Here is a 13,540-nt window from a genome sequence, read left to right as displayed (position 1 = left end):
AATAAGAATGGGAGGAAGAAAGAATGGGAGAAACATTAGGTGGCCTTAAGAGAACCATAATGTGTGGTGAACTTAGAGAGTCACATATAGGACAAAAACATGTAGTTATGGGATGGGTCCAGAGGAAGAGAAATTTAGGAGGACTTGTTTTTGTAGACCTTAGAGATAGAGAAGGAATTCTTCAAGTTGTCTTTGGTGAAAAAATAAATAAAGAAGCTTTTGAAAAGGCTGATTTAGTAAAGTCAGAATATTGTATAGCTGTAGAGGGGGAAATTGTTAGAAGAGAATCTCCTAATGAAAATATGCCTACAGGAATGGTTGAATTAAAAGGAGAAAGTATAAAGATATTATCTGAATCAGAAACTCCACCTATATACATAAAAGAAAATCTTGATACGGACGAGGCAGTAAGGTTAAAATATAGATTTTTAGATCTTAGAAGACCAGATATTCAGAGAATATTTAAAATAAGACATAAAACAGCTAAAGTAGTAAGAGATTTTATGGATGAGAATGGGTTTTTAGAAATAGAAACTCCAATGCTTACTAAGAGCACTCCAGAAGGAGCTAGAGACTATCTTGTTCCAAGTAGAAACTATCCAGGTATGTTTTATGCACTACCTCAATCACCACAATTATTTAAGCAATTATTAATGGTATCAGGATATGATAAGTATTTCCAGATAACTAAATGCTTTAGAGATGAAGATTTAAGAGCTAATAGACAGCCAGAATTTACTCAGATTGATATGGAACTTTCTTTTGTAGATATGGAAGATGTTATTGACTTAAACGAAAGATTAATTCAAAGAGTCTTTAAAGAAGTAGCAAATGTAGAGATACAACTTCCTATACAAAGAATAACATATAAAGAAGCTATGGACAAATATGGTTCTGATAAACCAGATTTAAGATTCGGCATGGAGATCAATAATATAACTGATGTAGTTAAGAATGTTGAGTTTAAGGTGTTTAAAGATGCAATAGAATCAGGTGGAAGTGTAAGAGCTATAAAAGTACCTAACAGTGCTGACATGGGAAGAAAACAAATAGATAAGCTTACTGAATTTGTAAAGACATTTAAAGCAAAAGGTCTTGCATGGATTGCATATAAAGAAGAAGAAATTAAATCTCCGATTTCAAAGTTCTTAAAAGAAGAAGAAATTAAGGGAATAATTTCAAAACTAAATGCTGTTCCTGGAGATTTAATATTGATAGTTGCAGATAAAGATAGTGTGGTTCTTCAATCTCTTGGTGCTTTAAGATTGGAGATGGCTAAAAAATTAGAGATGCTAAAGGATAATAAAGAATTCAAATTTGTATGGGTTACTGAATTCCCATTATTATCATATAACGAAGAAGAAGGAAGATATCAAGCTGAACATCATCCATTTACAATGCCTATGGAGGAAGATATACCTTATCTAGAAACAGATCCAGGAAGAGTTAGAGCAAAGGCATATGACATAGTATTAAATGGAGAAGAGCTTGGAGGAGGAAGTATAAGAATACATGATACTGCTCTTCAAGAAAAAATGTTTAATGTCCTTGGGTTTACAAAGGAAAGCGCATGGGAAAGATTTGGGTTCCTACTAAATGCCTTTAAATTTGGACCACCTCCACATGGTGGATTAGCCTATGGATTTGATAGAATGATTATGTTCTTAGCAGGAACAGATAATATAAAGGATGTTATAGCATTTCCTAAGAATCAAAATGCTTATTGTCCTCTTACTGAGGCTCCGAATGTAGTAGATGATAAACAATTAAGAGAGTTAGGAATAAATCTGCAATCAAATAATTAAATCTTATGAAATATATATTATAATTTAGAGAAAATGTAGTATAATATAATTGAAATAAAAATTCCTGCGATATTGGTAATGCAAGTATATATTGACCCAACACTTATTAATGAGGGAATCGGACTCTTTTTGTGGAATGAAACTTTAATATTATTTAAAGGACAGGAAGCAAAAAGGAGATGCCCACCTGTTTAGGAACAGGTTCAACTATTACTTGCTTTACGGTAGAGCAGGAATTTTTTATTGAAATTAAAAAAGCATAATGATATAATCTATTTGAATGTTAGATACGGGGCATAGGTATAACAGGCTCGGGTTAGAAATTACAATTCAAGTGTTAAAGGTTAGATATTATACATTATAAGTTAGAAGGCAACAATAATAGTGATTTGGGTTTCTAACTTTTAATTTCTAATCTGTAATAAAGGGTAGGGATTAATATCATGGCAAATGAGAAGAATAGCAAGAAAGATATACAAGTAAGACTTAGAAGAATAGAAGGTCAGGTAAAAGGCATAGAGAAAATGATGGAAAGTAATATTTGTTGTAAAGATGTATTAGTTCAGGTAGCAGCAGTTAGAGCTGCTATAAATAAAGTAGGTGCATTAATACTTCAAAATTATGCTAAGGAATGCATGGGAGATAAAAAAGATAGTGATTACGAAGCCAAAATAGATGAGTTAGTAGCCACTTTAACTATGTTTATGAAGTAAAGTAAGGCGCATAATGTTTTAAGCATTATGTGCCTTTTTTAACATAACTATAACTTTCGTAGTTGAGGCTACTAAAACTGTAGCAACAGCAATAGCCCCAGCGCTGCTTATAGTTTCTAAACCTATAGATAGAGAAGCATTAATATTACCCATGGTGATTTCGTACATAGTATAGTACATTCCGGCTCCCGGTACTAGAGGAATTATACCACAAATTAAAAATATAGTAACAGGAGATTTTAAAACTCTTGCCATGATTTCTGAATAAACGCTTACGGATATAGAAGCTATGAATAAAGCAAATACTTTTGAAAAAGAATGATTAATGAATAAAAGATAAAGAAACCAACCTATGGCTCCGCCAAAAGAGGTAAAAATTAAGTTTTTTCCTCTAATATTAAATAGAAATGCAAAACCTAAACTGGATAATAGAGCATATATTGAATTCAAAATCATATATTGAACCCTCCAAGATATGTAAACCAAAGCTTTATAACAGTACCTGAGCCAATTGCAATAGCAATAGCTATAAAAGTCGCTTCCACAGCTCTTGATATACCTGAAACCAAATCTCCTGCTATTGTATCCCTAATAGCATTGGTAATTATAAGACCAGGAACAAGGAGCATTATGGAACCAATTATAATTTTATCTTCGTTTTGACCAATTCCTAAATATACACTTATAAGTGCAATTAGAGAAGCTACTGCTCCACCAAGAGAATTTATAAAAAATTCATTTATACGTATATTATTAAGTGATAAAGATAATAATTTAACAATTACACCAATTAGCAATGAAACAAAAAAGTCTCTTAAGTTTCCACCAAATAGAAGAGTAAAAAAACCAGCAATAAGGGCTGAGGCTAATATTAAAATCTTATCGCTGTAGCCAGGAGCTTTATCAATTTCTTCTAATCTTTGTTCAACATAATCTAAAGATAGAGATTTACTACTTAAGGCCCTTGATAGATCGTTAACTTGCGAAATTTTTTCTAGATTAACAGTCCTACTGCTAATTCTTTTTACAAGGGAAATGGTTTTACCATCTTTATCTGTAAGAGAAATCATTAACCCAGTAGGAGTAACAAAACTATCCGCTTTTTTTACGTTAAATGCATAACAAATTCTGAGTATAGTCTCTTCAACTCTATAAGTTTCGCCACCGCTTTGTAAAATTATCCTTCCAGCCTCTGCAGCTAGATGAATTACCCTATCAGTTTCTTTCATAAATTTTAATCCTTTCTATGGAAATTATAATGATATTATATCACAATTTTTATAAATTTTTTATTAGACTTTACTTTAAGTATTTTCATATGAATGCATTCAAAGAAAATAATACTTACTTTGTTGAAAATATGAGAATAAAGAATTATAATCTAACTAACACTAAATTATACAGTGATTTACTTTCATCTCAAGAGTATAGGAAGCTATAGGGGGGAAACCATAGTTGTATGTGAGAAAAATAATTTAGTTTAGGCTAGAAATAATAAAGTGAGGAGGAACAATATATGAATTTTGATAACTTAAAAGTAGTAGATGAAGAAGTATACGGAATTATAGAAATGGAAAGTCGTCGTCAAAACCATAATATTGAGCTCATTGCATCAGAGAATTTCACCAGTAAGGCTGTAATGGAGGCTATGGGTTCATGTCTTACAAATAAGTATGCAGAGGGGTATCCGGATAAAAGATACTATGGTGGTTGTGAAGAAGTAGATAAGGTTGAGAAACTAGCTATAGAAAGACTTAAGACATTATTTAAAGCTGAACATGCTAATGTTCAACCACATTCTGGATCTCAAGCTAATATGGCTGTATATCTTTCAGTTTTAAATCCAGGAGATACAATACTTGGAATGAATTTAAGCCATGGTGGACATTTGACTCATGGAAGTCCTGTAAACTTCTCAGGAAGGCTGTTTAATTTTATATCTTATGGAGTAAATAAAGAAACAGAACTTATAGATTATGATGAGTTAAGAAACTTGGCAATTGTGCATAAACCAAAAATGATAGTAGCTGGAGCAAGTGCTTATTCAAGGATAATAGACTTTGAAAGAATAAAGTCCATATGCGATGAAGTAGGGGCTTATTTTATGGTGGATATGGCACATATTGCAGGGCTTGTAGCGGCAGGGTATCATCCTTCACCAGTTCCTTATGCGGATTTTGTAACTACAACAACTCACAAAACTTTAAGAGGTCCAAGAGGAGGCGCAATTCTTTGCAAAGAAAAATATGCGAAAAATTTAGATAAGGCAATTTTCCCAGGCATACAGGGAGGGCCATTAATGCATATAATCGCAGCTAAAGCGGTATGCTTTGGAGAGGCTCTAAAGCCAGAGTATAAGGAATATATAAATCAGGTAGTTAAAAATGCTAAAGTTTTAGAAGAAGAATTAAAAAAATATAATTTTAGAATAGTTTCAGGTGGAACAGATAATCATTTGCTTTTAATAGACTTAACAAATAAGGATATAACAGGCAAGGATGCAGAAAAACTCTTAGACAGTGTAGGTATTACTGTAAATAAGAATACTATTCCTTTTGAAACTAAGAGTCCTTTTATAACTAGTGGAATAAGAATAGGAACACCAGCTGTAACTACTAGAGGATTCAGAGAAGAAGAAATGAAGGAAATTGCATACTTAATTAATTATGTAATAGATAATAAAGATAAAAACTTAGATGAAATAAGAAATAGAGTTAAAGAAATCTGTTATAAGTATCCTTTATATAGGTAAAAAGTTTTATGATAAATAAACTTTATATAAATAAGAAAATAATGTAGATATTTCGAGATAGATAGATTTTATTTATTATAAAAGCAAGTATTTTTATGAATTCATTAGAAATTCATAGAATTTTAGTCTTTACATCCCATATGAAATGGTTGACAAAGAATGAAACAGATTTATATAATATATGTAACAGATTAATATATAATAAAATATATTAAAAATATATTAACTGTAAGAAGTAATATTTTATATCAAGTAAGTCAGATTTATTTAATATCATATAGTGCAAAAACATATGGAAGAAATACACATTCGTTATTGATTTTTCCATATGTTTGAGTATTCCGTTTAAATATTAAATAATCAAAACTTTCTTTGGTAAAAGAAAGTAATATAATCAGTCAGTTAACTTATTATGTTTTCTAACATAAATCATAGTGAGTTAAAAATTATTATAGAAAGAGGGTATATAAGATGGTAAAGATGAAAACAATGGATGGAAATACTGCAGCAGCACATATTTCCTATGCATTTACTGATGTTGCAGCTATTTTCCCTATAACACCTTCATCTCCAATGGCTGAACATGTTGATGAGTGGGCAGCTCAAGGAAGAAAAAATATTTTTGGACAAACTGTAAAGGTTATGGAAATGCAGTCTGAAGCTGGAGCAGCAGGTGCTGTTCATGGATCATTACAAGCTGGTGCTTTAACTACTACATATACTGCATCACAAGGTCTTCTACTAATGATCCCAAATATGTATAAGATTGCTGGAGAACTTCTACCAGGAGTATTCCACGTATCAGCTAGAGCTTTAGCTGCAAACTCACTTAACATTTTTGGTGACCACCAAGACGTTATGGCAGCAAGACAAACAGGTTTTGCAATGTTAGCAGAAAGCTCAGTTCAACAAGTTATGGACTTAGGAGCAGTTGCTCACTTATCAGCAATAAAAGGAAGAGTTCCTTTCTTAAACTTCTTTGACGGATTTAGAACTTCACACGAAATACAAAAAATCGAAGTATTAGAATACGATGATTTAGCAAAATTAGTTGATATGGATGCTGTTAAAGCTTTCAGAAGAAATGCATTAAATCCAGATCATCCAGTAACTCGTGGTACTGCTCAAAATGCAGATATATACTTCCAAGAAAGAGAAGTTGTAAACAATTACTATAATGCACTTCCAGAAATTGTTGAAGGATACATGCAAGAAATAACTAAGTTAACAGGAAGAGAATATCATCTATTCAATTACTATGGAGCACCAGATGCTGAAAGAATGATTGTAGCTATGGGTTCTGTATGTGAGACTATAGAAGAAACAATAGATTATTTAATGGCAAAGGGAGAAAAAGTTGGTTTATTAACTGTTCATTTATATAGACCATTCTCAATCGAACATTTCTTCAAGTATATACCAAAGACAGTTAAGAAGATAGCTGTTCTTGATAGAACTAAAGAACCAGGATCAATTGGTGAGCCTTTATACTTAGACGTTAAAAATGCGTTCTATGGCAAAGAATGGCAACCAGTAATAGTTGGAGGAAGATACGGATTAGGTTCAAAAGACCCAGTTCCAAGTCAAATCCTTCCAATATTCGATAACTTAAAATTAGATGCTCCAAAGAATGGATTTACAGTTGGAATAGTTGATGATGTAACACATACTTCATTACCAGCTGGAGAAGATATAGATACTACACCAGAAGGAACTAAAGCTTGTAAGTTCTGGGGACTAGGATCAGACGGTACTGTTGGAGCTAATAAGAGTGCTATTAAGATCATAGGAGACCATACAGATATGTATGCACAAGGATACTTCTTCTATGATTCTAAGAAATCTGGTGGTGTAACAGTTTCTCACTTAAGATTTGGTAAGAAGCCAATTAAATCTCCATATTTAATAAATAAGGCTGATTTTGTTGCTTGTCATAACCAATCTTATGTTTATAAATATAACGTATTAGACGGATTGAAAAAAGGCGGTACATTCCTATTAAATACTATCTGGACTCCAGAAGAATTAGAAGAAAAATTACCTGCTTCTTATAAGAAATTTATAGCAGAAAATAATATTCAATTCTATACATTAAACGCTGTTAAGATTGCAAGAGAAATAGGTCTTGGCGGAAGAATTAATATGATAATGCAAGCTGGATTCTTTAAACTTTCAAATGTTATTCCAGTTGAAGATGCTATCAAATACTTAAAAGATGCTGTTGTTGCTTCTTATGGTAAAAAAGGACAAGATATTGTTGATATGAACCATGCTGCTATTGATAAAGGTATTGAAGCATTAGTTAAGATAGATGTTCCAGCTTCATGGGCTGAGGCACAAGAAGAAGCAGCTGCAGCTGTTGAAGTTCCAGAATTCATAAGCAAGATTGTTAATCCAATGAATAGACTAGAAGGAGATAAACTTCCTGTAAGTGCTTTCATAGGAATGGAAGATGGTACATTCCCTCATGGAACTGCTGCTTATGAAAAGAGAGGAATAGCAATAACTGTACCTGAATGGCAAATGGATAAATGTATTCAATGTAACCAATGTGCATATGTATGTCCACATGCTGCTATAAGACCAATTCTTACAACTGAAGAAGAATTAGCTAAAGCACCAGCTTCATTTGAAGCTAAAGATGCTATAGGAGCTAAAGGACTTAAGTTTACAATAGCTGTATCACCACTTGATTGTACAGGATGTGGAAGCTGTGCTAACATATGTCCATCAAAAGAAAAGGCTCTTATAATGAAGCCGCTTGATAGCCAATTAGAAAAGGCTAAAGCTTGGGACTTCGCTATGAATGTATCTCCTAAGAAGAACCCAATGAACAAGTTCACTGTAAAAGGAAGCCAATTTGAACAACCTTTACTTGAGTTCTCAGGATCTTGTGCTGGATGTATGGAAACTTCATATGCTAAACTTGTAACTCAGTTATTTGGAGATAGAATGACTATAGCTAACGCTACAGGATGTTCATCAATTTGGGGAGCATCAGCACCATCAACTCCATACACTAAGAACCACAGAGGACATGGACCAGCTTGGGCTAACTCATTATTTGAAGATAATGCTGAATATGGTTTCGGAATGTATCTTGGAGCTACTCAAATAAGAGAAAGATTAGCTATGAAAGCTGAAGAAGCTATTAAGGCTGGAGTAAGCGAAGAGTTAAAGGCTGCTCTTATAGATTGGAAAGAAAATATGAACATTGGAGAAGGCTCAAGAGAAAGAGCTGATAAACTAATAGCTTTACTTGAAGCTGAAAAAGGAAACAATGAATTATTAAATGAAATATATGAAGATAGAGACTTCTTAGTTAAGAGATCAAACTGGATCTTCGGTGGAGACGGTTGGGCTTATGATATCGGATACGGCGGATTAGACCACGTTCTTGCATCAGGAGAAGATGTAAATGTTCTTGTATTTGATACAGAAGTTTACTCAAATACAGGTGGACAATCTTCAAAAGCTACTCCAACAGCAGCTATAGCTAAATTCGCAGCATCTGGTAAGAGAACTAAGAAGAAAGACCTTGGTATGATGGCTATGAGCTATGGTTATGTTTATGTAGCACAAATATCAATGGGTGCTGATAAAAATCAAACATTAAAAGCTATAGCTGAAGCTGAAGCTTATCCAGGACCATCATTAATAATCGCATACTCACCATGTATCAACCATGGATTAAAATGTGGTATGGCTAAGGTTCAAGATGAAGCTAAGAAAGCTGTTGAATGTGGATACTGGGCTCTATACAGATACAACCCAGCATTAAAAGAACAAGGAAAGAACCCATTCATTCTAGACTCAAAAGAACCAACAGGAGACTTCAGAGAATTCTTAATGGGAGAAGTAAGATATGCTTCACTTGCTAAGCAATTCCCAGAAGTAGCTGAACAATTATTCGAAAAGACTAAGAAGGATGCTTTCGAAAGATTAGAAAACTACAAGAGACTTGCTAATCAATAAAAAGCACAGTATATTAAAAGAAGTAATTTAGAAGTTTAAAATTCTAAATAAAAATCTGTAAGTGCTGAATTAAGCTTTGCTTAATTCAGCACTTTTGTTTTATGAGGATTGATGAAGTATTTTATTTTTTTATTAAAAAATGAAAAAAATACTTTTAATATTGTGAAATAAAGGTTACAATAAAAATATTGCTATATAAATTATTAAAAATAAGAAATGTAACTATAGGAGGTATAATATGGATAATGAAAAATTACATGATTGTGGATGTGAAGATGAAAGCTGCGGATGTGGATGCGGCTGCCATGATCACGATCATGAAAGTTTAATTGTTGAATTAGAAGATGAAAACGGTAATGTAGTTCCATGTGAAGTAGTAGATGGTTTTGAATATAAAGATAATGAATATGCCCTTGTACAAAATCCAGAGGATGGTTCAGTATATTTATTTAAAGTCATTGGAGAAGACGAAGATGGAGAATTAGTTGTACCAGAGGATGATGAATTTAAGGAAGCTACAGCATACTATGAGAGTTTATTAGAAAACGAAGAATAGAAAAAAAAGTCGCTGCATTTGCATCGACTTTTTTCATAAACATATATTTCAATATTATAATTTTTTGATTATTTTTTAATTCTCTAAGGATACAGAAGAGGGGCTTATTTTATATACATAGGGAGTGGTATTTTGGAAAGACTGGCCATATTCGATGTGGATTATACTCTTACTAAACGAGAGACATTAATGGAATTATATATGTTTATGTTGAAAAAAGATCCTAAATTATTATTACATATACCAAGAGCTATAATATCTGGAATCCTTTATGCTTTTAAAATATATGATGCAGGGCGTGCAAAGCAGTCTTTTATTAAATTCTTAGAAGGAATTCACGAGGAAGATATGAAGTCTTTGGTAAAAGAGTTTTATGAAAAAAGGCTAAGCAAAATATTATATAAAGATGCCATAGATACTATGAAAAAGTTAAAAGCTGAGGGGTGTAAGATTTATTTAATTTCAGCATCTCCAGAGTTATATTTAAAAGAATTATATAATATAAAAGAAGTTGACATGATAATAGGTACAAAGCTTAAAAAAGAAAATGGAGTATATAAGAGTGTATTCGAAGGCGAAAACAACAAAGGAGAAGAGAAAGTAAGAAGGCTTAAGGAAGTGCTGGATAAACAAAATATACAAGTGGATTTTAAAAATTCTTATATGTTTTCAGATTCTTTATCGGACCTACCTTTATTTAAATTAGTTGGAAATGCTTATTTAATAAATTCTAAGAAAAAATATAATAATATAAAAAATTTAAAGTGGAGATAAGGATGATAAAATATGAGTGAATGTTATAGTGATAAATTTATTATAAATGAATGTATAAAAGAAAAATCTGAGTTCAATGAAAAATTTTTATATGATGGAAAGTCATTATATGAAGTAATAAGAATAATAAAAGGAGTACCTTTGTTCTTGGAAGATCATTTAAAAAGATTATATAAATCTGCTGAGACTACAAATTTAGAAATATGGCTTAAAAGAGAAGATATAGAAAAAAGCATTAAAGAGCTTTCAAAGATAAACAGCATAGAAAATGGAAACGTTAAGATAATATTTAACTATAATAAGGATAATAATAAGAATTTTTTGTGCTATTTCATAAGGACAAAGTACCCTTCTAAGGAAATGTATGAAAAGGGAGTTAAAACAGTTTTATATCAAGCAGAAAGAGAAAATCCAACTGCAAAAGTTATAAATACTAATCTTAGAGAAGCTACAGATAGAATAATACAGGAAAGAGGAGTATATGAAGTAATTTTAGTCAATAAAGATGGATATATAACAGAAGGAAGCAGGTCCAACATATTTATGATAAAAAATAGCAATGTATATACTGCACCAGTTTGTAAAGTGCTTCCAGGCATAACAAGAGATTATATAATAAAGGCTTGTGAAAATTTAGGATATGAAGTTATAGAGGAAAGTATACATTATAAGGATATAGAAAACATTGAAGGTTTATTTATATCTGGCACATCTCCTAAGGTACTTCCTGTCTCTCAGGTAGAAAATAAAAAATTTGATGCTAAAAATAAAATTATAACTGCAATAATGAATGAGTACGACAGAATTCTTGAAGAATATATAAATAGTAATAGATAGATTTAAAAATGCGAATTTAAAAATTCTTTATGGAATTTTGGTTCGCATTCTGTTTTTTACCTATTTTTAAAATTACTCTTTAATAGCACTTTATGGATTTGATTATAAAGTATATAAATAAAATAACGATAAAATAATTAAAATAATGGATAAAAATATGGTATACTTTTCTTATAATAAATGATGCAGGGAGTTGGTCAATTGGATAGAAAAGTATTTACCTCAAAAACCCTAGATGAATGTTTAAGATTAGCAGCTTCCGAGCTAAAAATAGAAAAGCAAAACCTAAATTATAAAATAATAGAAAAAAGGCAAGGTGTTTTTAGAAAGAGGGTTACCATTTCTGTTGAAGTGGAAGAAGAAAAACCTAAGGAAAACATAAATGGAAGTATAAGTATAAAGGACGGAAAAATTGTAGTTAAAAATCCTAAAGAGGGTGGAAATCCAGCTTGTATTAATCCAAATAAAGAGGTTAAGGTTTTTGTTAATGGCGAGGAAATAAAAAATAAAGTAGAAGTTTTTGAAAGCAGCAAAATAGAATTCTTTTTTAATGAAAATACTGCTGAAAGAAAATTAGATATAAATATAAGCCCTGATAAGATGAAAGCATATATAAATATATACTATATACCACAAAATATTTACGATATAGAGGATTCAGAAGAAGTTCATGAATTAACTCCTAAGTTAAGGTTGAAGGAACAGATATTTCCCCCAATATACACTGTAGAGGAAATAAAGGAACAACTCAGATTAGCTGGAGTTAAGTTTGGTATATTAGAAAGCGTTTTAGAAGGGTTAACTGAGCTTAAAAATGTGAATAATCTTCTTGTTGCAAAAGGGCAAGAACCATTGGATGCTACAGATGATATATTAGATTTAAAATTCGATAAAAATGAGGATAAAAAGCTTGTAGAAGACAATAGAGGTAGGATAGATTATAAGAGTATAGGATATGTTAATACAGTAAAAAAAGGGCAAGTTTTAGCAGTAAAAATAGATGGAAGAGAAGGTAAAGATGGTATAGATGTAAAAGGAGGAGTAAAAAGACATAAGATAGCTAAAAGGATAAAGCTAAAAGCTGGAGAAGGCTGTGAGTTCAAAGATGAGAATACTATAGTTGCATCAATAGAGGGCAAGCCTTCTATAAGTGGCAATGTAATAAGGGTTCATAAGGTTCATGAAGTGAGCAAGGATGTAGATATTAAAACTGGCAATATAGATTTTACAGGTGATGTTATAATATACGGAAATATAAAAGAGGGTATGGAAGTAAGAGCCGGTCATAACCTTATAGTAAATAAAAATGTAGAACATGCAAAGTTATATTCAAAAGGAGATATGATAGTTTTAGGTAATGTAATAGGTTCAAATCTTAATGCAGGTGGAGGAGATATAGTTAAGCTTAGTAAGTTGGAGGTACTAGAGAGCTTAAATAAAAATATCTATAACTTGATAAATACAGTGGATGGTATTAAAAAATTTAATCTTCTGGGAAAAGAAGTTCATGATGGAGAAATTATAAAAGTTCTTATAGAAAATAAATTTAAGTATATAGCAAAACTGTGTAATGATTTTATAATGAAGGTAGCAGTAAATGGTAATGATGAAGAAAGGAGTATAGTAGGAAAATTAAAAGAAACTCTAATAGGCCTTTCACCTTTAAATATTAAAAATGTTTTAGAGCTTGATGATTTAACAAAAAAAATAGATAAATATATAAATATATTGCAAGGTTCATTGAGTGTACCGGTAAATATAAAAATAAGCTATTGTCAAGATTCCATAATAACAAGCTCAGGTAATATAACAATTACAGGCAAAGGCGAATATGTATCCAGGATAACTGCTAATGGAAGTATAGAATTTCAATCTTATGGAAGTTTAGCCAGGGGCGGAGTTATAAAGGCCAAAGATGAAATAAGATGTAAAAGTGTAGGTAGTGAAGGAGGAGTATGTACAAAACTTATTGTAGAAGAAAAAGGACATATATGGGTTGATGTTGCTTATCAAAACACAACTTTTATTATAGGAAAAAGAGAATATACTTTGGAAGTGGCAAGCAAAGATATTCATGCATATCTAGATAAGGATAAAGAAATAGTAGTAGATAAATTTGTATTATAGG

10 protein-coding genes and 1 other RNA gene are annotated in these 13,540 nt (G+C 31.4%); 9 read left to right on the top strand and 2 right to left on the bottom strand.

The genetic code is table 11. From position 1 onward, the window contains the following. Positions 1-23 precede the first annotated feature (23 nt). The 3 genes from aspS (at position 24) to CPAL_RS02945 (ending at position 2,518) form a co-directional block, all read left to right on the top strand. Positions 24-1,805 carry an aspartate--tRNA ligase gene (gene aspS / locus CPAL_RS02955; protein WP_061856997.1) on the top strand — a complete coding sequence of 594 codons (1,782 nt, stop codon included), beginning with the start codon at positions 24-26 and terminating at the stop codon, positions 1,803-1,805. A gap of 58 nt (positions 1,806-1,863) precedes the next feature. Continuing rightward, a non-coding RNA gene (gene ssrS, locus CPAL_RS02950) (6S RNA) lies at positions 1,864-2,045 on the top strand. A gap of 203 nt (positions 2,046-2,248) precedes the next feature. Beyond that, entirely contained in the window at positions 2,249-2,518 is a 270-nt protein-coding gene (locus tag CPAL_RS02945; protein ID WP_061856996.1) for a metal-sensitive transcriptional regulator, read from the top strand. 18 nt (positions 2,519-2,536) lie between these two features. Here the strand turns inward: CPAL_RS02945 and CPAL_RS02940 are convergent, their stop codons facing one another. Both CPAL_RS02940 and CPAL_RS02935 read right to left on the bottom strand, forming a co-directional pair. Next, positions 2,537-2,974 (bottom strand): threonine/serine exporter family protein, encoded by a 438-nt coding sequence (locus tag CPAL_RS02940; RefSeq protein ID WP_061856995.1) that lies wholly within the window; start codon positions 2,972-2,974, stop codon positions 2,537-2,539. Continuing rightward, positions 2,971-3,747 (bottom strand): threonine/serine exporter family protein, encoded by a 777-nt coding sequence (locus CPAL_RS02935; protein WP_061856994.1) that lies wholly within the window; start codon positions 3,745-3,747, stop codon positions 2,971-2,973. Before CPAL_RS02935 ends, CPAL_RS02940 begins: the two co-directional genes overlap by 4 nt. Positions 3,748-4,034: 287 nt before the next feature. On the opposite strand from CPAL_RS02935, the gene glyA reads away from it, so the two are divergent. The 6 genes from glyA to CPAL_RS02905 all read left to right on the top strand — a co-directional run bounded on the left by glyA (position 4,035) and on the right by CPAL_RS02905 (position 13,539). Next, on the top strand, positions 4,035-5,270 hold the full coding sequence (gene glyA / locus CPAL_RS02930) for a serine hydroxymethyltransferase (RefSeq protein WP_061856993.1): 1,236 nt from the start codon (positions 4,035-4,037) through the stop codon (positions 5,268-5,270). Positions 5,271-5,741: 471 nt separating this feature from the next. Beyond that, complete coding sequence (nifJ, locus tag CPAL_RS02925) at positions 5,742-9,245, top strand: pyruvate:ferredoxin (flavodoxin) oxidoreductase (protein ID WP_106024068.1); 3,504 nt, start codon at positions 5,742-5,744, stop codon at positions 9,243-9,245. 238 nt (positions 9,246-9,483) lie between these two features. Then, positions 9,484-9,801, top strand: coding sequence for a DUF1292 domain-containing protein (locus tag CPAL_RS02920; protein WP_106024067.1), 318 nt, complete (start codon positions 9,484-9,486; stop codon positions 9,799-9,801). 132 nt (positions 9,802-9,933) lie between these two features. Continuing rightward, positions 9,934-10,575 (top strand): HAD-IB family hydrolase, encoded by a 642-nt coding sequence (locus CPAL_RS02915; protein WP_061856990.1) that lies wholly within the window; start codon positions 9,934-9,936, stop codon positions 10,573-10,575. A 12-nt stretch (positions 10,576-10,587) separates the two neighbouring features. Continuing rightward, positions 10,588-11,412 (top strand): aminotransferase class IV, encoded by an 825-nt coding sequence (locus tag CPAL_RS02910; RefSeq protein ID WP_061856989.1) that lies wholly within the window; start codon positions 10,588-10,590, stop codon positions 11,410-11,412. A 201-nt stretch (positions 11,413-11,613) separates the two neighbouring features. Continuing rightward, a complete protein-coding gene (locus CPAL_RS02905; protein WP_242976278.1) occupies positions 11,614-13,539 on the top strand; it encodes a DUF342 domain-containing protein in 1,926 nt (641 codons plus the stop codon). The last annotated feature ends 1 nt before the right edge of the window (position 13,540 follow it).

This window comes from Clostridium thermopalmarium DSM 5974, from assembly GCF_002995795.1.
In the GTDB taxonomy this organism is placed as follows: domain Bacteria; phylum Bacillota; class Clostridia; order Clostridiales; family Clostridiaceae; genus Clostridium_H; species Clostridium_H thermopalmarium.
The sequence above is the reverse complement of the archived record's forward strand: the minus strand, read 5'-3'. Positions and strand labels throughout refer to the sequence as shown.

Bases quoted from the DNA above. Each gene is read 5' to 3' on its own strand.
- aspS (WP_061856997.1), top strand. From the start codon at position 24: ATGGGAGAAACATTAGGTGGCCTTAAGAGAACCATAATGTGTGGTGAA.
- CPAL_RS02945 (WP_061856996.1), top strand. From the start codon at position 2,249: ATGGCAAATGAGAAGAATAGCAAGAAAGATATACAAGTAAGACTTAGA.
- CPAL_RS02940 (WP_061856995.1), bottom strand. From the start codon at position 2,974: ATGATTTTGAATTCAATATATGCTCTATTATCCAGTTTAGGTTTTGCA.
- CPAL_RS02935 (WP_061856994.1), bottom strand. From the start codon at position 3,747: ATGAAAGAAACTGATAGGGTAATTCATCTAGCTGCAGAGGCTGGAAGG.
- glyA (WP_061856993.1), top strand. From the start codon at position 4,035: ATGAATTTTGATAACTTAAAAGTAGTAGATGAAGAAGTATACGGAATT.
- nifJ (WP_106024068.1), top strand. From the start codon at position 5,742: ATGGTAAAGATGAAAACAATGGATGGAAATACTGCAGCAGCACATATT.
- CPAL_RS02920 (WP_106024067.1), top strand. From the start codon at position 9,484: ATGGATAATGAAAAATTACATGATTGTGGATGTGAAGATGAAAGCTGC.
- CPAL_RS02910 (WP_061856989.1), top strand. From the start codon at position 10,588: ATGAGTGAATGTTATAGTGATAAATTTATTATAAATGAATGTATAAAA.